We start from the raw sequence: 20472 nt of genomic DNA, 5'->3' as shown, positions 1-20472 counted from the left end.
TCATTTCCCTTTGGTAAAGTTCTCTGCGTTCATTGCGGTTGGGCCAGTCGGCACCGAACGTCCGGCGAGCATCAGCTGCGCCTGTTGCTGGACGGCATCCGGCAGGGCAGAGAAGGTTAATTCCCGACAGGGGATGGATCCGACATAACGCACCACGTCGCGCATACTTTTCACGTTCAGCTCGCACTGATAAAACTGCTGCTGACGCACCAGGTAAAGGTTATGCAGCAGAGCATCGCTGTGGGCGCTAAACCCACCGTTGCCGAGATCGCTCCAGCCGTTCACATTCAGCGGCACGCCGCCTATAAACGGAGAATGACGCTCGTCGGTGAGTTGGCCGAGCCAGGTGTAGCTCGCGGTCGTTTGAACGTCCCGACGGAGTATTTTGCCCGGCACCATAAAGAGTGTTCGGCTGCCTGACCCCTGGGTGATTTCACTGCTGACGCCCTGGGAGACATTCAGCGATTCGTTAATTGTCAGCGTGGTCTGCTGATATCCCGGCACCGCGAAGAGGGCGCGGCTGTTTGCCGGAATATCCGCGCTACCGCTGTTATCCAGCGACACGGCGACGCGAGGATCCTGTGAATCTTCGGGCGTGGCGACCCGCACGGCGATGGCAGACGCAGGGCGTCCGTCGCTCCAGCGGCCAAGCCACAGGCCTGAACGCGACAGGGCGAGGGTGGAGTTGTAATTACCGCTGCTGCTCAGCGTATGTCGTTGATCCTGACGATCCCAGGCGTCGCTCATCGTCAGGCTCCCGTTGCCGTATCGTCCACCCTGGCGCGTATAGGCTGAGGTGTTGAGCGAATCTCCGTTAATGCCCGAGGCGCTCAGACCATACTCATTCTCGCCGCGTGCGTCGGTATACCAGTTATGCGCCACGTTATAGCTCAGCTGATTTTTTTCCCGCTGCTGGTGCTGCCAGGTTGCGCCCAGAGAGGTATAGCTTGAGGCATCGCCCTGACGGTTATGCGCCAGCGAAACACTCACGCTCAGGTAGCCGCCTGTATCCTTGCCTTCGCGGGAGTCATCCTGGCGCATGAACAGGTTAATGCTGCTGTTGATGTTCAGGCTGCGGGCGCTAAACGCATTGCTCAGACCAGCCTGCCAGGCCCGCGTGCGGGAGCGGGCCATATAGACAGACTCCCACGGCAAACCGGCGTCGTGGCGATCGTCATTATCCGGCAGCTCCCGGCGTGAAACGTGACGCCCTTCATTGCGGTTATCCGAATACCCAAGGCTGGCATACCAGGCACCGACAGGGGCGGAGAGCATCACCGAGAGGCTGCGATAACAGCCGTTTACCGCGTCGAATCCTGTGCTGCGGGTATTACAATTGTCCGCCGATAACGCATTGCGATAGACGCTCAGTGAAAATCCGTCGTTGTAGCTGATTTGCTGAATATTGCCGCGCTGACCTTCGCTGCCGTAGAGGCCGCTAAACCGGGTGCTCAATACACCGTCAATGGGGCCGGTATTGAAGCCACGGCTCCAGTCCAGGGCGTTTTCAATAAAGCGCTGCTTTTTCATCATTGTTGCGCCACTGGTCAGTGCCAGCGTCGGTGTGACGGGCAGGCGTACACCCGCCTGTGCAACTGCGCGGCGTTGTTCGTGTGAGTCGTTATTGTCCGTTTCTCCCGCTTGCATGAACCACTCGACGCGGTCAAATGGCGTAATACCCGTTCGGGTAAACGGAACCTGTTCGGTGCGCGTCAGCCGGTTATTTTCATAGACTGACAGCGTCACGGTATAACTCCCGTCCGGGAACGAGCGGGTATCCAGGTTTTGCGCCCCGGCATTGAGATAAAAACTGGCCAGCAGCTCATTGCCCCGGCGTGCGTCGATGCGGGCATCATGAGAAAGCAGAACGGTGATCGGCGTTCCCTTCGACTGCTGAACCGGATTGATCCATGCTCTCGTTGAGCCCGTGCGCAGGCCGCGAATTTTCCCCAGTGGAAGCTGGCTGAGCGTGATATTTCCCCCGGCATTGCTGAACAGGTCACGGGTATCCATCGCGCCGAACTGCACATAATATTGACGCAGTAAATCCTGACGGAACCAGGCGTTATTGACGGTCATTTCCTGCTGTTGCTCGTGGCGTGAACGTTGACCCAGCCAGGTCCAGTCCAGATTCAGGTAGCCATCCTGGGTAACGGCCAGTGCGCCATTGCCCTGAACCGTTGCCGACTGGTAATCCCGGTCGGCGACAAAATTGATATTTTGCTGATGAATCAACGCATTTTCTGTACCCTGCGTGGGCTGATACCACTGGTTTTCCGCTGTCGGTTTAGGCAGGAATTTCTTGTCCAAAAACAGGCTGATACGGGCATTGTTTTCGTCATAAATAATGGCCGCGTGTTGAGTGTCAATATAATCGCATCCCGTTGCTGAGCTGTTGCTGCTGCAGGCCAGGTTGCCGTTACGGGCAAGCGGAACGGCCAGTGCGGCAGAGACAGTGGCAATCAGGGAAGGGTTGTCATTAAACTGGCGCTTGATGGCCGCGACTACGGTTTCTGGCGCGATGAAGCTCACCGTTTCAAGATTGATATCCGTTTCAAAAAGGCCAAGCGACTCGCCGTATAGGTTGACTTCTGTCCAAAGGCGCTGTGTTTTCGCGAGGTCTTCAAACCCTGCCGGAACGGCCATCTCAGCGCAGGCGAGTTGGATAGATGCGGGTAACAAAGCAACTAAGAGGAGAGTATTTCTGTGAAACGCCATGAACAAGCCTCGACATCATCCTGACGTCAGAGGGTGAGTACCCTCTGACGTTATTCTTTTAGGTGCTGTGGTGTTACGCACCGCCTTCCGTGGTCGTCGCCTGAGTCAGCATCAGGCTGACAACACCGCTGTACTGGCCGGTTTTCAGAATGCCTTTGGTGGTCTGGGAAATCGTCAGAGGCAACACCGCAGAACCGTTTTCAATGCTGCCCGGGAACAGTTCGGCACCGGTAAATTCGGCATCAGCGGTGGTCAGGGTTTTCTCGCCCAGCTTCACGGTCATCGGTACGGCCTGATCACCTTCCGTATTGGTCAACCGTGCAGCGCTTACCAGACGTACTTTGACGTTACTGGTGGCGGAGTTTGACCAGACCTTGGTATTCACGCGGTAGCTTTCCAGACCGCGGCCCGGTAGATACTGCATATCGATGCTGGCTGGCAGCGGCGTATTATCGGCCTGGGTCAGGTCCAGCTGTGAATCGACGCTGGCGTTGACGGTAATATCTTTTTGGATCGCCAGAACGCTAACGGACGTGGTCATCGCGGCAGCAATCATCAGAGGTTTAATAAATTTACGCATTGATATCTCCATATTTACAAATGAGCACCTTGGCTCTTTAAACAAACCACACGTGGTTTTTTTACAGTGATGTCGTGTTATTGCACGACGGGTAAGTCAGCTTCTTCAGTTGTTTTTTTCACCCAATTGAAGTAGCGGAATTTATATTTCTGGCCTTTAACCTGTGTGAGCGTTTTTAATTTCCGCTCGGTATCCGGGTAAATCGTGGCGTCTTCTTTCACCCATTTACAGGATTCATCTGTATGACAAATACCAATTTCCCTGAGCGGCACGCGCAGAGTACCGTTGTTCTTTAACGTCCCCCGTGTTGGGGAGATTGACAGCGAAACCACGCTTTTTTCCGGAGCGAGGTGCACGAGCGCTCCCCAAATCACGTTGACTCCTAATTTTGCCGTCGCACCAGATTCTTCAGAATGGCCTGCAATAATGCTGTCAGGTTGTTTTACACCCTCAAAATAGACCCGCCAGGTACTCTCCTTTGCCGGAGGCGTAAGGGAGACCAGACGAACCACGCGCATTGCGCCTGCAGACAGGGCGAATTTTTCGGGCGTGACCACTACGCCGCCTTCTTTCCACGATGCCACGTCAATCTCTTTTTCCTGGGGGGTGCCGGGATTAAGAATTTTCTTTTGCCTCACCCGAATGAACTGAATATCATCCGTTTTCGATGCCACTTTTATTTGCGCCGCACCGGAACTGTCCACGTTAAGTTCCATGGGATACACGCTCATATTGGCCATTGTCATTTCGGAGAAAAATGACAGTGACAGCGCGGCGACATAAAAAGCACTTGTCCTATTCACACTATTTTTTTGTTTCACTTTCAGTCTGCCTGCTCCGGGTTCATTCACGGCGTGTTAACACCAGGATGCCGTCAGCATTCGTATCGCTTCAGGGCAGGGAAACTTTAACCAGAACAGCAGGTTGTGAAAATTTGTATTGGTTAACTCTTTATATACAGTTTTTTATCCTGATTTTCTGGATTTAGTGTTGTATAGTTAAGCGAAAATACCGTGACCCAGGATGGGGAGAAAAATTCCTTCTGATGAAAAAGCAAGCAGTTCAGGAGGCGGTTTTCTTGTCGATGTATCAGGGATTAAAAAGCATGCGGTAACAACCGAGAATAAAAGATGTTTTTTATATGCAATAATTCGTTGTTATTTGATCCTGAAGTACGTGCAATAAGTATTGTTGGGCAACCCGAGTCTGTATTAACGCTTTCGACGCCAGCCGTTCGTCTTTTACAGGAATTTATTCGATGTAAAGGGCGAGATCTGAGCCGGGAAGAATTGATTACACGCGTATGGGCGGAGTATGGCTTTACCCCGTCGGGAAATAATCTAAATAAAGCGGTAAGCGAATTACGTAAAAGCTTCCACGCGCTGGGCGATGATCACGAGTTTATCGTGACCGTGCCCCGGTATGGCTTCCGCTTTGACGCCGACGTTATTTCCCATCCCGTAGAGAGTGCTCTAGCTGAGGCTCCGCGACCAACACTTCAGCCATTAGTGGAACGGCCGTCGAGATATCAGCGCTTATCCAAAAGGTGGTGGCTGGTTCTGGCTTTATTAACCACACCAGTAGTAGGGGGAAGCCTGTTTTTCAGTCGACAGCTTGAGATAACTGTACCCGCGACGCTAAAACCCGTTAAGGAAAAAATAGCCGGTTGCCGCCTCTGGCTTATTAACGATCAAGGACGACCGCTGGTGCTATCCAAAATGGCCGAGCTGCTGAAGAAAAATAACGTCGCGTGCGACCGCGAGGAGTACAACATTTATTATTTCAGCGCCCGTTTTTCACTTGCCACTGCCGATGAGGTATTTATTGGCTCCTGCCCGGTCAGTGAAACCAGCCTGTGTAAAACTATTCGCTACAAAAGCGGGGCAGAATAATGAAAATCAAACTTCTGTTCGGACTGGGGGGAGCAATAGTCGGGGGGGCGCTTGCGTTCTTTATCTATACGGGTGGAGCGTATAAACGCGATGCCCTGGCCTGTAGCACTGAGTTTAACTTTACGCGCAATGAAGGCAAGGCAAATGAAGTGAAGGTCAATACCATTGCCCAGTTCTATTTTCATCGCAACGGTACCGGTTTGACTACGTACAAAGGTGCTGCAAAAACTGAAGGTCGGGACTTGATCATTGACAGGGACGTAGATTTTACGTGGAAGCGGAGGGACGATGATAAGGTTATTGTCCTGAGCTACACCAAAACCTGGCGTCGACACAATGACAATACCCCCGATGCTCAGTGGGGGAGCTTTGCCTCTCCGACCGCACGCTATTATCTTACGATCTCAGAGCTATCGCCCTCGGTGTGGCTGATTCAGGACCGGCATTACCCCACCTATATTTGCCGGGGTAATTAAGGCATAAAAAAAGGAGAATGCCAGCGGCATTCTCCTTTTTCTTGTTCGTCCTGGTTAATCCCGGCTGGCGAAGCCCAGGATGCTCAGCAGGCTGACGAAGATGTTGTACAGCGACACATACAGGCTCACGGTTGCGCGGATGTAATTCGTCTCGCCGCCGCGAATGATGTTGCTGGTTTCCATCAGGATTGCGCCAGATGAAATCAGGATAAACACGGCGCTAATTGCCAGGTGCAGTGCGGGCAATTGCAGGAAGATGTTCGCCACCATACCTACCAGCACAACCACGATACCCGCCATCAGCATCCCACCGAGGAAGGACATGTCCTTGCGGGTGGTCAGCACGTAGGCCGAGCAGCAGAAGAACACCAGTGCGGTACCGCCCAGCGCCATGCCGATAAGATCGCCCATTCCGGCAGACAGGTATGCGTTCAGCATTGGCCCCAGGATGTAGCCCAGGAAGCCTGTGAAGGCGAACGCAGACAAAATACCCACCGGTTTGTCGGCGGTTTTGTAGGTCAGGAACATCAGACCGTACATCCCCACCAGGGTCAGGATCAGGCCCGGAGACGGCAGCATCAGCACGGTGCTCGCCGTGGCGGTGATTGCAGAAAACGCCAGCGTCAGGCTGAGCATGAAATAGGTATTGCGCAGCACCTTATGGGTACTGAGTAGCGATGTGCGGTCGCGTGAAGATGTAATGATACGATCCATGAGTCACTCTCTATGACAGATGTAATTAACGGCAAGCATAGGAAATGGTACGCCAGTCTCAAAGTGGTTTTACCCATCTTTACTCAGTCTGATAGCGCCAGAGCTGGTTGTTTCTTCTATATAAATTCGGTTTAGCAGAATGAACAGTGGTTTGACGTATTTATTCAGATCAACCTCTTATAGGTTACTGAAAAATATTGCGTTATTGCTCTATGAACGCTAAGAGTTATTTCCGGATCGTCAAAAAACAGACAATAAGGCGAAGGAAATGAAACCACAAGCACGCACCCACTTTACACTCTCTTTGTTAACCGCAGCCATTCTGTGCGCCAGCACGGCGGCCTGGGCGGCTAACGTGCCAGCAGGAACTGTGCTGGCAGAGAAACAGGAGCTGGTCAGGAATAATGGTAACGAACCGGCGTCACTCGACCCGCATAAAGTCGAAAGCGACGTCGAATTCAATATTATCAGCGATTTATTCGACGGGTTAGTCAGCGTCTCCCGGGACGGTGAAATCCAGCCACAGCTGGCAGAAAAATGGGAGAACAAGGACAACACCGTCTGGACGTTCCATCTGCGTCCGGGCATCACCTGGAGCGACGGTACCGCCATCACCGCACAGGATGTGGTATGGAGCTGGCAGCGCCTGGTTGACCCTAAAACGGCGTCTCCGTATGCCAGTTATCCTGGCAACATGCACATCGTCAATGGAACCGATATTGCCCAGGGCAAAAAAGCCCCCGACACGCTGGGTGTAAAAGCCATTAATGACACCACGCTGGAAGTGACGCTGACGCAGCCTAACGCGGCTTTCCTGGCGATGCTGGCGCACCCGTCGCTGGTGCCGGTGGATAAAGTGCTGATTAGCCGCTTTGGCGAAAAGTGGACCAAGCCAGAGCATATTGTCACCAGCGGTGCGTATAAGCTGTCGCAGTGGGTGGTGAATGAACGCATTGTGGCCGAGCGTAATCCACGCTACTGGGATAACACCCATACGGTCATCAATAAGGTGACGTACCTGCCAATCACCTCTGAAGCGTCAGACGTTAACCGCTACAAAGCGGGTGAAATTGATATTGCTTACACGGTGCCGATCAACCAGTTCGCCCAGCTCAGGAAAACGCTGGGCAGTGAGCTGGATGTTTCTCCGCAACTGGCCACTTACTATTACGAGTTCAACACCACCCGGCCGCCGTTTAACGATGTCCGCGTGCGTAAAGCGCTGAACATGGCGCTGGATAAAGACATCATTGCCGGGAAAGTCTTAGGGCAGGGGCAGCGCCCGGCATGGCTTATCAGCCAGCCGGATATTGGTGGCGTCAAGCTACAAGCCCCGGATTACGCCAGCTGGCCGATGGATAAACGCATTGCGGAGGCGAAAAAACTGCTGGCTGAAGCCGGTTTTAACGCCAGCCATCCGCTGAGCTTTAATCTGCTCTACAACACCTCCGAATCGCATCAGCGTATTGCGATAGCCGCCAGCTCGATGTGGAAGAAAAACCTCGGCGTGGAAGCGAAGCTGCAAAACCAGGAGTGGAAAACCATGCTGGATACGATGCACACCCATGATTTTGATGCGGTGCGCTATGCATGGATTGCTGATTATGATGATGCCGCCACCTTCCTGAACAACTTCCGCACTGGCGACAGCGAAAACACCAGTCAGTACAGTAACCCGGACTATGACCAGGCGTTGCTTAACGCTGCGAAAGCGAAAACGCCGGAAGCGCGCGGTAAATTCTACCAGCAGGCAGAAGATCTGTTGGGGCGTGATGTCCCGGCGATCCCGGTCTACCACTATGTCCGTACGCACCTGGTGAAGCCGTGGGTAGGGGGATTCGCGCCAGATAAACTGGGTTACTACTTCACCAGAGATATGTACATCAAAAAGCACTAAGCCGTCAGGTGGACTTTGTGCTGATAAAATGGCCAATGCGTTGTCTATTCAACCGATTAAACGCGTTTTGGCTATTTTTAAAGCGAACGAATGCAAACCCACTTTACAGCGTGCAGTGAGGTGTTTATAGTTCGCCTCACTTAGGAAGCGTGGCCGAGCGGTTGAAGGCACCGGTCTTGAAAACCGGCGACCCGAAAGGGTTCTAGAGTTCGAATCTCTACGCTTCCGCCAAATTCGAAAACCCTGCGATAGCAATATCGCAGGGTTTTTTGCTTTTATACGGCGTGTAAACGCAAGAGCGTAAAATTAGAAAAATTCCTGCTTTACAAGGCGCTAATAGATGTTTATAGTGCGCCTCACTTTGGAAGCGTGGCCGAGCGGTTGAAGGCACCGGTCTTGAAAACCGGCGACCCGAAAGGGTTCTAGAGTTCGAATCTCTACGCTTCCGCCAAATTCGAAAACCCTGTGATAGCAATATCGCAGGGTTTTTTCGTTTTACAGCCCAATCACCAGCTCTCCCGAATGACTCCGCGAACAGCACAGTGCCACCTGCTGATCCACTGCACCTTTCTCCGCTTCCGACTGCACGGTATCCCGGTGATCCACCACGCCATCGATAACGGGCGTCAGGCACGCGCCGCAGATCCCCATTTCACAGGACAGCGGTACCGCCACGCCATTTTCCAGCAGCACCTGGGCGATAGTTTTATCTGCAGGCACTGACCAGCGTTCTCCCGTTGACGCCAGGGTGACCGTGAACACGTTGTGGGTTTCACCGCCAGCGGGGGGCGCAACGGGCTGGAATGCCTCGCTGTGAACGTGCGTTTCTGCCCAGTCGTTAGCCGTGGCAACCTCGCTACCTTTGCCATAAATTCCGCGGGTCCGCAGGTGTACACATGTAATCCCGCATGTGGTGCAGACAGATCCTGTGCAAGATGCGTGCGAGGGCTTTCTCCCTCGCAGGAGGCGTGAACAGCACACTCACCATAGTGAAATAAACGCGATAGCTCGCGGATAAACGCTGCACTTTCACGACTTTTGACGTAATAGTGCAGCGTGAAGGGGGTTCCTGAAGCCTCAAGCTGAAGCGCCATCGCATACAACGGCGTAATACCAATCCCCGCGGCCAGCAGTAAAACGCGCTCCGCCTGATGAAGCGGAAACACATTGCGAGGAGAAGAGATCAACAGCCGTTGTCCGGGGCGCAGCGTCTCGTGGATATAGCGCGATCCGCCGCGTGACGCAGTTTCTCGCCCCACGCAAATGAGGTAGCCCTCGTCCCCGCAGGGTCCGGTCAGCGAATACTGGCGGACAATTCCGCAGGGCAGGTGGACATCAATGTGCGCTCCGGGCTGCCAGTCAGGCAGCGCTTCACCGTTTTCTGCCACCAGCCTGACAGCGAGGCTCTTATTGCCCTGACGCCATAACCCGTCAACGATAACGCTCAACATGTCACCCATCTCACCCCCTCCGTCATACCAGGAAAAACGCGCCAAAACCCATTTTTTTCAGCCCACGGCGGTAGGCAATGGAGCTTTTATCTGCAGGAATGTGAGCTTCAAGGGAGAGATCCAGCGGCAGCCTTTCCGGGCGCTGAGACTCCACCATCAGGCGGTCTTCTTCAAAGATGCGCAGGTTGAAGGCATGCACTTCTTCCACGGGGATATGCAGATCAACATTGCGCGCAATGGGGGCAAACATACGGGTGACGCGTGATGATACGGGCGATGCGGCATTCATGATCACCAGACGGGATCCACCCGGAAAGTGGATAGTCAGCGTCGCGGTAAACGGCAGATGCATTTCAAAATGACGCAACCACTGGAAGCCTTCCGGCGCTTGCGTATCCGAATTCGCCGGATAATTGCTTACTGAACTCCAGTAGTCGGCGACAAAGCCAAATGCTGTTTCCTGTGGCTGATATGTCGGTACCTGCTGGTTATCCGGGTCGGCAAAAGTGTCGGTGTGGATCCACGCGAAATGAGCGACATCCAGAAAGCCTTCGACCTGACGGCCAGCAAAGCCGTTAACTTCAAACGCCGGGCAGTTGATCTGCTGAAAACCATCGTCATTCCAGTGCGGCATTGTGGGCAGCGGCGCAGGGTTATCCGGGTCAAACGCCAGGCAGGTCCAGATCAACCCAAAACGTTCCTCCACGGCATAGTTAATCAGATTGAGCTTCGCCGGAACGGGCTGATCGGGGCTGGACGGAATACGGTTGCAGCGACCATCCTCACCAAAGCGCAAGCCATGATAGGGGCAGATAATCCCGTGTTCATCGTGAAATCCCAGCGTCAACGGTACACCACGGTGCGGGCAGACGTCACGGGCGACCACGACCTGATCGTTAATCCGGTAGATGACCAGCGGTTCATCCAGCAGGGTTGCCTTGACCGGTGCAGCGCCGATGTCGCATGCCCGGGCAACCGGATGCCAGCATTGTGCCAGACGCAGCCAGTCCTCTGGCTCAAACGTGCAATGGGCAGGTGGAGTCGGTTGTATTTTCATGGTTATCCCTCTTACGTTCAGCCTAATGGCCCGCCCTGAATGGTGTCGCACAGACCGTTGATAATGCGTTCTCCGGTCTCTTCTCTCAGCTCCTGATACCAGGCCTGAGTTAGCGCCATATCTTTACCGTGCGTGATGTCGCAGCGTTTGCGGGCCTTCAGCACCAGGTCACGCACCCGCTCGCGGCGCAGCGCTTCGTACTGTCGCAGCGCCAGCTCAATGTTGTGGGTTCCACGCACGCAATCCCCCAGTACCACGGCATCTTCCAGCGCTGCACAGCCTCCCTGGCCGATATCCGGCGTGGTGCTGTGTCCGGCATCTCCCAGGAGTGCCACCTTGCCGCGAACCAGGCTGTTGAAGGGATCGATATCGTGAATTTCGATGCGGTTAGTGGTTTCTGGATCAAGTGCTTCGATAAGTTTCTGCACCGGGGCTGCCCAGCCGCGGAAGTAGCCAGTGAGATCGGCACGCAGGGTGTTGCGATCCTCCGCCAGACCGACAGGGAGCGGGACATCAAAAAAGAAATAGAAGCGTCCGCCAGAGACGGGCATCAGCGAGACGCGCTTACCTTCTCCGACAAAGGTGGTCCACTGGTGGGCAGGGGCAATCTCTTCATCAATCTTCACCAGCCCATTCCAGTTGACATAACCGGCGTAGCGGCGCTCAGGGGTGTACCCCAGCACATAGGGACGTACTGCAGAATGGCTGCCGTCGGCGGCAATCAGAAAATCCCCTGTGGCTGTGCTGCCATCGGTGAAAGTGACGGTGACGCCAGCATCATCTTCAACGACGTGTTCGACACGCTTAGCGAACTGAACGGCGTCGCGCCCCCAGAAGTTAAGCATCTCGCGCTGCAGCTCAGCACGTGATACGGGGCAGGGGCGTCCTCCGGTACGTTCGACCAGCGGGGTAAGGCTAAAGCGGGTCAGGGTATCGCCGCGCCGGTGATCTTTGTAGGCCATAAAACGCATTGGCCCGCCGTAGATCTCCATCATGTCGCCCATACCGAGGTGCTGCATGCATTTCACCCCATTTGGCCAGATGGAGATGGCCGCACCAACGGGCTTGATCTCTTTCACTGCCTCAAACACGGTACAGTCAATTCCGGCGTTCTTTAACGCCACGGCAGCGCTCAGACCACCTATTCCCGCACCAATGACGATCGCTTTCATGCTTCTCTCCTTTTGCAGGGGGTGATGAGAATGAGCAATTTGCGTACCAGGCTGCAGAGTGGGGAAAAGGGCGTTGTGACAGGCCATTATGCACTGTTAAGGTGCGTTATCGCGGTGAGTGTGCTTTTTTATGAATCAATAATTTCCGGTTCTGATATTCGGAATCGACAGTTTCACATCCGCGGCAAGGGTGGCGTGTTTTGTGCAATGCTTAAGGACGATGATTGAAACGGAGCCGCCATGATCACACTGCACATTTTTAACCAACTGAGCCACGAAGAGGCTCGCGCGCGGTTACTCCCCTGCGTGGCAATTCCCGGCTGGGCTGATGAGCTCGTGCGCGGACGTCCTTATCCCAGTCGGGGCGCATTGTTCCGCGCGGCCCATGCATGCGCGCAAACCTGGGATGAGAACGCGCTAACGCTTGCCCTTCGTGCTCATCCGCGTATCGGTGAGAAACCCGCAGGTGTACAGGCCGAGGCGGCGTTTTCGCGCCAGGAGCAGGGAGCCGTCAATGACCGCGATGCGCTGCTTGCCCAGGCGCTGCGGGAAGGCAATGCGCGCTATGAGGCCCGCTTTGGCCGCGTCTTTTTGATCCGCGCGAAAGGCCGTAGCGGGGAGGATATTTTGCAGGCGCTGGATGCGCGGCTGAAGAACAGCGATGCGCAGGAGGTGCAGGCTGCACTGGCGCAGTTGCGGGAAATTACGTTACTACGGCTGGAAGGAGTGGTTAGCGAATGAGTACGCTAAGTACGCATATTCTCGATATTTCGACGGGTACCCCCGCTCAGGGCGTTACGGTTCATCTTGAACGGGAAGGGGCGTTAGTCGCCACTGGCGTGACCAACGGCAATGGCCGCATTACGGAGTTTGTCCCGCTTCTGACTGCGGGGCGTTACCGGCTGGTGGCGGAGCTGGGAGCCTGGTTTGCCCAAACCGGACGCGATACGCTCTATCCCTGCGCGCAGATTGATTTTGTGATTGGGGAGACGGCAGACGAACACTTTCATCTGCCGTTTGTGATTGCGCCTGGCGGGTGGTCAACCTACCGCGGCAGTTGACCACACCCGCTCGCCGTTGACCCAGGTTTCGCTGATATTGCGTTCGTCACCCAGGGTCATCAGCACAAACAGTTGCTCGTAGACATCCTTACAGCGTCCGTTACGCAGGCGCTGTAGTGGTGTGACGGCCGGGTCAATAACGATAAAATCGGCCTCTTTGCCCGGATCAAAGTTGCCAATCTTATCGTCCAGCCGCAGGGCGTGAGCGCCTCCCAGTGTGGCATGGTAAAACGCTTCGCTGGCGCGCAGGCGGTAGCTCTGCAACTGACCTACCTTATAGGCTTCTCCCAGCGTACGCAGCATGCTGAAGGTGGTTCCTGCCCCCACGTCAGTCCCGATACCCATTCGAACCTTGTGCTGCCAGCATTCGGGTAAGCGAAACAGCCCGCTGCCAAGAAACAGGTTGGAGGTAGGGCAAAAGGCCACTGCCGAACCCGTGTCATGCAGACACTCCCACTCGCTGTGGTGCAGGTGAATACCGTGGGCAAACACGCAGCGCTCACCGGTCAGGCCGTAGTGGTGATACACATCCAGATAACGCTCGTGTTCTGGCCAGAGATCGCTCACCCAGGCCACTTCGTTAGGGTTTTCGCTCAGGTGGGTCTGCATCCAGGTGTCCGGGAACTCCTCCCTGAGCAGGCTGACTGCCGCGAGCAGTTCCGGTGATGAGGTTGGGGCAAAGCGGGGCGTAATGGCATAACCCAGCCGTCCCCGGTGGTGCCAGCGCTGGATCAGCTCCCGCGTTTGCCGGTAGCTCTGTCTGGCGGTTTCCGTCAGATAGTCAGGCGTGTTCCGGTCCATCATTACCTTTCCGGCAATAAGACGCATATTGAGGCGCAGTGCCTCGGTAAACAGCGCATCGACGGATTCAGGATGCAGCGTGCAAAACACCAGCGCAGTGGTTGTACCGTGGCTCACCAGTTGGTTCACGAAAAATTCCGCTATCTCTTTCGCGTAGCTCTCATCGGCAAACTGGCTCTCCACCGGGAAGGTGTAGGTGGTCAGCCATTCCAGCAATTGCTCACCAAACGCGCCGATCATCTCCGTTTGCGGGTAATGGACGTGGGTATCGACAAAACCGGGTAGCAGCAGCTTGCCACGCAGGTCGGTATAGCCTTTGTGGGGATCAAGGTATTGTTCCCCCTCCTGCCAGGTCATCTGTGCCAGAATTTTACCGCTCTGAATAAACAGCAGCCCGTCGACAAGGTGGCGCGTGTGATGGGCGATAGCATCTGCGTTGTCGCAGACCTGGGTAATATCAAAAAATGCACCGCGGATCGCTGTCTGGTAATTCATCATGGTTCCTGCCTTATTGTTTGCGTAGCGGGGTCATGAGAATGAGCAAAAACGGTGCCAGCCTGAGGACGGCCGCAGTAAAACTGCGGCCGGTGGGGAAGGGTTACTCTTTCTGCGTTGCCACGCGGGAGGTAAACTGCGGATCGGCGGCCTCCTCACGATCTTCACGTGCCAGCCAGCGGTAGGTCACGCCACCGAGGAAGACGCCGATAAACCAGCTAAAGTTCGCCACTTCATGCAGGGCCGGGATAAAGCCGATCACCAGTCCTGCGACAACAGACGGTACCAGTGCGCCGATGGCTTTCGGGTTAAACCCGTTGCGATACCAGTATTTGCCTTCTGGCGTGTCATCGAACAAATCGTTTACGGAAACCTTCCCGCGCTTAATCAGGTAGAAATCCGCAATCAGGATACCAAACAGCGGGCCGATAAACGCGCCGAGCACATCCAGGGTGTAGTGGATAAGCTCCGGTGAGTTGAACAGGTTCCACGGGGTTAACAGGATAGATCCCACGGCGGCAATCATTCCTCCGGTGCGGAAGCTGATCTTCTGCGGTGAGCAGTTAGAGAAATCGAACGCCGGAGAGACAAAGTTCGCCACGATGTTGATCCCGATGGTGGCGGTGATCATGGTCAGCAGACCTACAGCGACGGCCAGATCGTTACCCACGCGGCTGACGGTTTCAATCGGGTCGGTGATCATGCGGCCAAACAGCGACTGCGTACCGGAAACAATCACCACGGTCACGATGGAGAACAGCAGGAAGTTAAACGGCAAGCCCCAGCGGTTACCGCGACGGATTTCACCCATGCTTTTCCCATAGCGGGAGAAGTCGCCAAAGTTGAGCAGCGGCCCGGAGAAGTAGGAGACGACCAGCGCCGTGGCGGTGATCATTTGCCAGGTTTGCTCACCGGTGCTCAGGGATTTGCTGGCAAGGGTAAAGGAGATCCCGTCGAATCCGATCTTGTATACAATCCATCCCGCCAGTGCCAGCATCACCACGTACACCGCCGGGCCGGCGATATCAATAAAGCGCTTGATGGCGCTCATGCCGTGCCAGAAGACCATCGCCTGCAACACCCACATAATGGCAAAGCAGATCCAGCCAAGATGTGACAGGCCCAGGAACGACTCTGTGGTAAGGCCAGAAAGTGACGGCCAGAACTTCAGCACCACCAGCATCAGGGCGTTGGCAGCCAGCCAGGTCTGAATACCGTACCACGCGAAAGCAATAAGCCCGCGGATCACCGCCGGGATGTTCGCCCCGAAGACGCCAAACGCCTGACGGCTGATCACCGCATAGGGCACGCCCGCCATCTGGCTCGGTTTGGCCACCAGGTTAGCGCACAGCTGCACAATACAAATCCCCACCAGCAGGCAAAGCAACACCTGCCAGCTTGCCAGCCCGAGCGTAAAGAAGCTCGCGGCAACGACATAACCTCCCATGCTGTGGACGTCCGACATCCAGAAAGAAAAGATGTTGTACCAGCTCCAGTTCTGGTCACGCGTTGGTGCCAGATCCTCATTGCAAAGCCGTGGGCTGTAAACCGCACTGGAATCAGCGGCCTTACCTTGCTGCGCGTTTTGTGTATTTGGCATGAAACCTGCTCCTGTGAATGAAAACCCGTTGAGTGGGAGTGCGAACGGTGTTGCAGGATCCAGGCCAAAATAATAAATGTTGTATGCAATATTTAATTTTTATGTATACGATTTGCGGATGAAAAGTAAAAAATGGAGTGGTTAATGAACAACGTAAAAAGTCTGCACGCCGCGCCAGACCTGCATGACAAAGACGAATCCATCTTTCAGGCGCTGATGACCGCGATTGTCGAACATCAGCTGCTGCCGGGAAGTAAATTGCCGGAAGAAGCACTGTCCGGGGTGTTTGGCGTGAGCCGCACGGGTATTCGCAAGGTGCTGCAACGGCTCGCCGCTGTGCAAATGGTCACCTTAACGCCCAAACGTGGTGCACATGTTGCCAGCCCGACGGTAGAAGAGGCGCAGCACATCTTTCGCACGCGCGCTTTGCTGGAAGTGGCTAACCTGCCGGACGTGATGGCGCATTGTCAGCCGCCGCATCTGGCCGCACTGGACGCCATCATTCGTCAGGAGCAGCAGGCGCATGAGGCTTACGACGGTCCGGCGGCGATCCGCCACTCCGCCAATTTCCATATCCAGCTGCAGGCCATTTCCGGCAACCAGGTGCTGACTGAGATGGTCACCAGCCTGAGTCAGCGCTCGTCGCTGGTGATTGCCACGTGGGGTGCGCCGTGGCGTCAGGGTTGTCGCTGCAACGACCATGAACAGCTTGTGGAACTGCTGCGCCAGAAAGCGCTCCAGCCGCTCAGTGATGCCTTAATGCACCATTTTGAACATATCGTCGCCAGCCTCTGTTTTGAACGGGCGGGCGAGTGTCTTCCCGATTTTGCCCGGCTGTTTGCCGGCCACAAGGAGTCGTAATGTCGTCTGTCTGTATACAAGTCATCAACCCCAACACCAGCCCCGGAATGACGGAAACCATCGGCGCGGCAGCCCGTGCGGTGGCTGCACCGGGAACGGAGATCCTCGCCGTGTGCCCGGGGGAAGGTGTGCCCTCTATCGAAGGTCACTTCGATGAAGCTATTGCTGCCGTGGGCGTCCTCGAACAGATCAAAAAAGGCAGGCAGCAGGGTGTGGACGGTCACGTTATCGCCTGCTTTGGCGATCCGGGTTTGCTGGCGGCGCGTGAGCTGGCGCAAGGGCCGGTCATCGGTATCGCTGAAGCGGCCATGCATATGGCGACGATGGTGGCGACACGTTTTTCTGTTGTGACCACACTGCCGCGCACGCTGATTATCGCCCGCCATCTGCTGCATCAGTATGGTTTTCAGAACCACTGTGCTGCCCTGCACGCCATTGATCTCCCGGTGCTGGCACTGGAAGACGGTAGCGGTCTGGCGCAAGAGAAGGTGCGGGCACGTTGTATTCAGGCACTGAAAGAGGATGGCTGCGGGGCGATTGTGCTGGGTTGTGGTGGTATGGCGACGCTGGCGCAGGAGCTGACGCGTGAGCTGCATGTTCCTGTCATCGATGGCGTCAGTGCGGCGGTGAAAATGGTCGAATCGCTGGTGGCGCTGGGGCTGTCAACCAGCAAGCACGGCGATCTGGCGTTCCCGGAGAACAAAGCGTTAAGCGGTAAATTTCAGACATTGAATTCATTTTAATTTTGAGGGGGCTGGTGATGGCGCTTTTTGAACCGAATTACCCGCGCGATCTGCGTGGATACGCGGGCAACCCGCCGCATGCGCAGTGGCCGCAGCAGGCGAGAATTGCCGTGCAGTTTGTTCTTAATTACGAAGAAGGTGCAGAAAACCATGTGCTGCACGGCGATGCCGGGTCAGAGCAATTCCTCTCGGACATCATCGGCGCGGCCAGTTACCCGGACAAACATATGTCGATGGACTCCCTCTACGAATACGGCAGCCGTGCCGGGTTCTGGCGGATCCACAACGAATTCAAAAAACGCGGACTGCCGCTGACGGTCTTTGGCGTGGCGATGGCGCTGGCGCGTCATCCTGATATCGTGGAGGCGATCAAAGCGGCAGATTACGACGTGGCCAGCCACGGCTGGCGCTGGATCCACTATCAGAATATGGATATCCACCAGGAGCGTGAGCATCTGCAAAAGGCGGTGCACGTCCTGACCGATCTGTTTGGCAAACCGCCAACCGGCTGGTACACCGGGCGCGACAGCCCCCACACCCGTCAGCTGGTGGCAGAGCACGGCGGCTTTGACTACGACAGCGACTATTATGGCGACGATTTACCCTTCTGGACGGAAGTGACGTGCAGCGATGGCACCCGCAAACCGCACCTGATTGTGCCTTATACGCTCGATGCGAACGACATGCGCTTTGCGACCGCACAGGGGTTTAATACTGCCGAACAGTTTTATACCTATCTGAAAGACAGTTTTGATGTGCTGTATGAAGAGGGAGAGAGTGCGCCGAAGATGATGTCCATCGGCATGCACTGCCGTCTGCTGGGGCGTCCGGGGCGTTTTCGCGCGCTGCAGCGGTTCCTCGATTATATTCAGCAGCACGATCGGGTGTGGGTCTGTACCCGCCAGCAGATTGCCGATCACTGGCGGGACGTGCATCCGTTTAACAAATAGCGGTGGGTTTTGCCGGGTAGCGGCTACGCCTGTGACATCAAACTCACCTGCGCGGCCACAATCCGCCACCCGTACGGAAACCGCACCCACGTTTGCTGCTGGCGACCAATCCTTTCTGTCCCTTCGCGGGTAAATTCGGTGCTGCACACGGCATAATCTTCCCCAAAGGTGGTGATCACCGTATGGCGTAACGTCCGCAGTAGCCCGGCGGACGGACGTGTGGCGCGAAAGGCGCGGATCTCATCAATACCGTACAGGTTTTCTCCTGCCCCCAGGCGTACGGTATTTTTATCGTGCCAGAACAGTTCATCCAGTACCGCGATGTTATTGCTCACCAGCGCGTCTTCATAGCGGTAAAAGGCCGCCGTGACTTCAGCAACCACCCACGGGCGATTAACGTCATCGTGGTTTATCATCATGCAATCTCCGCAGGACGGGCATCGGTTATGCCACGCTCTTCCAGTACCCGCGCCACCCGCAGACAGGCCTGTTCATTAAACGGCGCAGCAATCAGCTGCAGGCCAATGGGTGCGCCCTGCGCAGTACGCAACGGGACGGTAGTGACGGGCAAACCTAAAAATGAAATCGGTTGAGTGAGCATCCCCATGCTGGCCCGAACCGGCAGCGGTTGTCCGTTAATTTCCATCATTTGCTCGCCAATCAGCGTGGCGCTGCGCGGTGTCGCCGGGGCGATCAGCACGTCGGCCCGGGAAAATAACGCCTTAAACGCCAGCCTGGCGTGGGTGCGGAAACGCTGCGCCTGAATATACCAGGCCGAAGGGATCATGGAGCCTGCCAACAGCCGTTCCCGGGAGTGAGGCTCAAAGCGTTCAGGCTGGCTGCGAAGCAGGGGCAGATACTGATTTCCCCCTTCGGATGCGCTGATGATAAACGCTGCCGAACGGGCAAGTTCTGCATCGGGGAACTGCAGCTCATCCTGCACTTCGAGCGCCTTCGCGACCCGCGCTACGGCTTCGCGGGCATCATTATCACACCAGGTGCTGAAATAGCCACCGAGCACCGCGCAGCGCAGCCCATCCAGCCCGCGATCAAGTAAGGACCGCGTCTGCTCGCGCGAGCTGTCGGCCTGAAAACCGTCGCTGGTATCACGCCCCTGAAGTGCATCGTACACGGACGCCAGATCGCTAGCGCGACGGGCAAACGGCCCGATATGATCGAGGCTTGCGACAAACGGGTGGCTGCCGGAACGTGACAAGCGGCCAAACGTGGGCTTTAACCCGAATATCCCGCACAGGGAGGCCGGAACGCGAATCGATCCGTTGGTATCGGTGCCCAGTGAAAAATGGACCAGCCCGGCGGCAACCGCGGCGGCAGATCCTCCGGACGATCCTCCCGCAATGCGTGCCAGGTCGTGCGGGTTGTGCGTTGCGCCGTAGTGGCTGTTTTCGGTGGTAAACCCGTAGGCGTAGGCATCCATATTGACCATTCCCGAAAGTAGCCCTCCCGCGCTGTGCAGCTGGCGCACTGCAAAACTGTCAGTGGCGGCGACCGGGCGCTGGCTGAACAGCTCTGCTCCGGCGAGGGTGGTATGTCCGGCAACGTCAAACAGGTTTTTCACCGCGTAGGGGACACCCGCCAGCGGTGGCAAAGGGCGCTTTTCCCGACGCAATGTATCGATGTTGTTGGCCTCGGCCAGCATTCGCTCTTCGGTGATCGTTGTCCATGCGTTGAGCTGCGGGTGAGTGCGTGTTATCGCATCCAGCGTATGGCGGGCTATCTCATGGGCGCTCAGGTCTCCAGCACTCAGTGCCTGCTGGATAGCGCTGATACTCATCTCGTGTAGCGTCATGCTTTGTATACTCCTGCAATTTCCAGACGGTCATCGAGCGGCAGCGCCATCAGCGGGGCGGCCATGCTGGCAATGCGGTTGAACTGAAGCTGAAGCTCTGCGCGGCGGGCGTCATCCAGTTCAATGTCAAGAACGGACTCCATCTGAGCAAGATATGCACTCCAGTCGGGCTGTGTGGTATTCATCGTGATCTC

General features: G+C 55.7%; 19 protein-coding genes, 2 tRNA genes and 1 pseudogene. 10 read left to right on the top strand and 12 right to left on the bottom strand.

The genetic code is table 11. The annotated features are described in order from the left end of the window. The 3 genes from ACJ9N4_RS00365 to ACJ9N4_RS00355 form a co-directional block, all read right to left on the bottom strand. Complete coding sequence (locus ACJ9N4_RS00365) at positions 1–2718, bottom strand: TcfC E-set like domain-containing protein (RefSeq protein WP_182274435.1); 2718 nt, start codon at positions 2716–2718, stop codon at positions 1–3. 73 nt (positions 2719–2791) lie between these two features. Further along, entirely contained in the window at positions 2792–3298 is a 507-nt protein-coding gene (locus ACJ9N4_RS00360; protein WP_182274436.1) for a CS1 type fimbrial major subunit, read from the bottom strand. 77 nt (positions 3299–3375) lie between these two features. Continuing rightward, positions 3376–4119 (bottom strand): fimbrial protein, encoded by a 744-nt coding sequence (locus tag ACJ9N4_RS00355; protein WP_182274437.1) that lies wholly within the window; start codon positions 4117–4119, stop codon positions 3376–3378. A 309-nt stretch (positions 4120–4428) separates the two neighbouring features. On the opposite strand from ACJ9N4_RS00355, the gene ACJ9N4_RS00350 reads away from it, so the two are divergent. Both ACJ9N4_RS00350 and ACJ9N4_RS00345 read left to right on the top strand, forming a co-directional pair. After that, positions 4429–5190 (top strand): transcriptional regulator, encoded by a 762-nt coding sequence (locus tag ACJ9N4_RS00350; RefSeq protein ID WP_182919733.1) that lies wholly within the window; start codon positions 4429–4431, stop codon positions 5188–5190. Then, on the top strand, positions 5190–5666 hold the full coding sequence (locus tag ACJ9N4_RS00345; RefSeq protein WP_182274439.1) for a hypothetical protein: 477 nt from the start codon (positions 5190–5192) through the stop codon (positions 5664–5666). Before ACJ9N4_RS00350 ends, ACJ9N4_RS00345 begins: the two co-directional genes overlap by 1 nt. Before the next feature lie 54 nt (positions 5667–5720). Here the strand turns inward: ACJ9N4_RS00345 and yccA are convergent, their stop codons facing one another. Next, on the bottom strand, positions 5721–6380 hold the full coding sequence (gene yccA, locus ACJ9N4_RS00340) for an FtsH protease modulator YccA (RefSeq protein WP_182274440.1): 660 nt from the start codon (positions 6378–6380) through the stop codon (positions 5721–5723). 268 nt (positions 6381–6648) lie between these two features. Here yccA and ACJ9N4_RS00335 point away from each other — a divergent pair, with 268 nt between their 5' ends. The 3 genes from ACJ9N4_RS00335 to ACJ9N4_RS00325 all read left to right on the top strand — a co-directional run bounded on the left by ACJ9N4_RS00335 (position 6649) and on the right by ACJ9N4_RS00325 (position 8728). After that, complete coding sequence (locus tag ACJ9N4_RS00335) at positions 6649–8277, top strand: ABC transporter substrate-binding protein (protein ID WP_182274441.1); 1629 nt, start codon at positions 6649–6651, stop codon at positions 8275–8277. A gap of 143 nt (positions 8278–8420) precedes the next feature. After that, positions 8421–8508: transfer RNA gene (locus ACJ9N4_RS00330), tRNA-Ser, on the top strand. Positions 8509–8640: 132 nt separating this feature from the next. Further along, positions 8641–8728, top strand: a tRNA-Ser gene (locus ACJ9N4_RS00325). Positions 8729–8772: 44 nt separating this feature from the next. On the opposite strand, the pseudogene ACJ9N4_RS00320 reads toward ACJ9N4_RS00325, so the two are convergent. The 3 genes and pseudogenes from ACJ9N4_RS00320 to hpxO all read right to left on the bottom strand — a co-directional run bounded on the left by ACJ9N4_RS00320 (position 8773) and on the right by hpxO (position 11957). After that, positions 8773–9737: pseudogene (locus ACJ9N4_RS00320) on the bottom strand (PDR/VanB family oxidoreductase). A 13-nt stretch (positions 9738–9750) separates the two neighbouring features. After that, complete coding sequence (hpxD, locus tag ACJ9N4_RS00315) at positions 9751–10785, bottom strand: molybdenum cofactor-independent xanthine hydroxylase subunit HpxD (RefSeq protein ID WP_411500185.1); 1035 nt, start codon at positions 10783–10785, stop codon at positions 9751–9753. A 17-nt stretch (positions 10786–10802) separates the two neighbouring features. Then, positions 10803–11957 (bottom strand): FAD-dependent urate hydroxylase HpxO, encoded by a 1155-nt coding sequence (hpxO, locus tag ACJ9N4_RS00310; RefSeq protein WP_182919737.1) that lies wholly within the window; start codon positions 11955–11957, stop codon positions 10803–10805. A 240-nt stretch (positions 11958–12197) separates the two neighbouring features. Here hpxO and uraD point away from each other — a divergent pair, with 240 nt between their 5' ends. Further along, entirely contained in the window at positions 12198–12698 is a 501-nt protein-coding gene (gene uraD / locus ACJ9N4_RS00305) for a 2-oxo-4-hydroxy-4-carboxy-5-ureidoimidazoline decarboxylase (protein WP_411500184.1), read from the top strand. After that, positions 12695–13018 carry a hydroxyisourate hydrolase gene (gene uraH, locus ACJ9N4_RS00300; RefSeq protein WP_182919738.1) on the top strand — a complete coding sequence of 108 codons (324 nt, stop codon included), beginning with the start codon at positions 12695–12697 and terminating at the stop codon, positions 13016–13018. The genes uraD and uraH overlap by 4 nt, the downstream gene beginning before the upstream one ends. Here uraH and guaD read toward each other — a convergent pair. Further along, complete coding sequence (gene guaD / locus ACJ9N4_RS00295; protein ID WP_196391363.1) at positions 12998–14314, bottom strand: guanine deaminase; 1317 nt, start codon at positions 14312–14314, stop codon at positions 12998–13000. The two genes, uraH and guaD, sit on opposite strands and share 21 nt — an antisense overlap. 103 nt (positions 14315–14417) lie before the next feature. Then, on the bottom strand, positions 14418–15914 hold the full coding sequence (locus ACJ9N4_RS00290) for an NCS1 family nucleobase:cation symporter-1 (RefSeq protein WP_411500183.1): 1497 nt from the start codon (positions 15912–15914) through the stop codon (positions 14418–14420). A gap of 144 nt (positions 15915–16058) precedes the next feature. Between ACJ9N4_RS00290 and ACJ9N4_RS00285 the strand changes: the two genes are divergently transcribed. From ACJ9N4_RS00285 to puuE, 3 genes are read left to right on the top strand one after another with little or no spacing between them, the layout of a single operon-like run. Further along, a complete protein-coding gene (locus ACJ9N4_RS00285) occupies positions 16059–16775 on the top strand; it encodes a GntR family transcriptional regulator (RefSeq protein ID WP_182274448.1) in 717 nt (238 codons plus the stop codon). After that, positions 16775–17518, top strand: coding sequence for an allantoin racemase (gene hpxA / locus ACJ9N4_RS00280; RefSeq protein WP_182274449.1), 744 nt, complete (start codon positions 16775–16777; stop codon positions 17516–17518). The genes ACJ9N4_RS00285 and hpxA overlap by 1 nt, the downstream gene beginning before the upstream one ends. A 17-nt stretch (positions 17519–17535) precedes the next feature. Beyond that, positions 17536–18468: an allantoinase PuuE gene (gene puuE, locus ACJ9N4_RS00275; protein ID WP_182274450.1), complete on the top strand. Its 933-nt coding sequence runs from the start codon at positions 17536–17538 to the stop codon at positions 18466–18468. 23 nt (positions 18469–18491) lie between these two features. Here the strand turns inward: puuE and hpxZ are convergent, their stop codons facing one another. Genes hpxZ through hpxX form a run of 3 tightly spaced genes read right to left on the bottom strand, consistent with a single transcriptional unit; the run spans position 18492 to position 20463 of the window. Continuing rightward, positions 18492–18884 (bottom strand): oxalurate catabolism protein HpxZ, encoded by a 393-nt coding sequence (gene hpxZ, locus ACJ9N4_RS00270; RefSeq protein WP_411500210.1) that lies wholly within the window; start codon positions 18882–18884, stop codon positions 18492–18494. Next, a complete protein-coding gene (locus ACJ9N4_RS00265) occupies positions 18884–20278 on the bottom strand; it encodes an AtzE family amidohydrolase (protein ID WP_411500182.1) in 1395 nt (464 codons plus the stop codon). The genes hpxZ and ACJ9N4_RS00265 overlap by 1 nt, the downstream gene beginning before the upstream one ends. Continuing rightward, the gene (gene hpxX, locus ACJ9N4_RS00260; protein WP_182274452.1) at positions 20275–20463 is read right to left on the bottom strand and encodes an oxalurate catabolism protein HpxX; all 189 of its coding nucleotides are present in this window, start codon (positions 20461–20463) and stop codon (positions 20275–20277) included. Before hpxX ends, ACJ9N4_RS00265 begins: the two co-directional genes overlap by 4 nt. Positions 20464–20472 lie beyond the last annotated feature (9 nt).

This window comes from Enterobacter sp. LM3 (assembly GCF_046622475.1).
In the GTDB taxonomy this organism is placed as follows: domain Bacteria; phylum Pseudomonadota; class Gammaproteobacteria; order Enterobacterales; family Enterobacteriaceae; genus Enterobacter; species Enterobacter cloacae_P.
The sequence above is the reverse complement of the archived record's forward strand: the minus strand, read 5'-3'. Positions and strand labels throughout refer to the sequence as shown.

Coding starts and splice junctions, on each gene's coding strand:
- uraH (WP_182919738.1), top strand. CDS start 12,695: ATGAGTACGCTAAGTACGCATATTCTCGATATTTCGACGGGTACCCCC.
- ACJ9N4_RS00335 (WP_182274441.1), top strand. CDS start 6,649: ATGAAACCACAAGCACGCACCCACTTTACACTCTCTTTGTTAACCGCA.
- hpxD (WP_411500185.1), bottom strand. CDS start 10,785: ATGAAAATACAACCGACTCCACCTGCCCATTGCACGTTTGAGCCAGAG.
- yccA (WP_182274440.1), bottom strand. CDS start 6,380: ATGGATCGTATCATTACATCTTCACGCGACCGCACATCGCTACTCAGT.
- hpxO (WP_182919737.1), bottom strand. CDS start 11,957: ATGAAAGCGATCGTCATTGGTGCGGGAATAGGTGGTCTGAGCGCTGCC.
- hpxZ (WP_411500210.1), bottom strand. CDS start 18,884: ATGATAAACCACGATGACGTTAATCGCCCGTGGGTGGTTGCTGAAGTC.
- uraD (WP_411500184.1), top strand. CDS start 12,198: ATGATCACACTGCACATTTTTAACCAACTGAGCCACGAAGAGGCTCGC.
- ACJ9N4_RS00345 (WP_182274439.1), top strand. CDS start 5,190: ATGAAAATCAAACTTCTGTTCGGACTGGGGGGAGCAATAGTCGGGGGG.
- hpxA (WP_182274449.1), top strand. CDS start 16,775: ATGTCGTCTGTCTGTATACAAGTCATCAACCCCAACACCAGCCCCGGA.
- guaD (WP_196391363.1), bottom strand. CDS start 14,314: ATGAATTACCAGACAGCGATCCGCGGTGCATTTTTTGATATTACCCAG.
- ACJ9N4_RS00365 (WP_182274435.1), bottom strand. CDS start 2,718: ATGGCGTTTCACAGAAATACTCTCCTCTTAGTTGCTTTGTTACCCGCA.
- ACJ9N4_RS00265 (WP_411500182.1), bottom strand. CDS start 20,278: ATGACGCTACACGAGATGAGTATCAGCGCTATCCAGCAGGCACTGAGT.
- puuE (WP_182274450.1), top strand. CDS start 17,536: ATGGCGCTTTTTGAACCGAATTACCCGCGCGATCTGCGTGGATACGCG.
- hpxX (WP_182274452.1), bottom strand. CDS start 20,463: ATGAATACCACACAGCCCGACTGGAGTGCATATCTTGCTCAGATGGAG.
- ACJ9N4_RS00350 (WP_182919733.1), top strand. CDS start 4,429: ATGTTTTTTATATGCAATAATTCGTTGTTATTTGATCCTGAAGTACGT.
- ACJ9N4_RS00290 (WP_411500183.1), bottom strand. CDS start 15,914: ATGCCAAATACACAAAACGCGCAGCAAGGTAAGGCCGCTGATTCCAGT.
- ACJ9N4_RS00360 (WP_182274436.1), bottom strand. CDS start 3,298: ATGCGTAAATTTATTAAACCTCTGATGATTGCTGCCGCGATGACCACG.
- ACJ9N4_RS00285 (WP_182274448.1), top strand. CDS start 16,059: ATGAACAACGTAAAAAGTCTGCACGCCGCGCCAGACCTGCATGACAAA.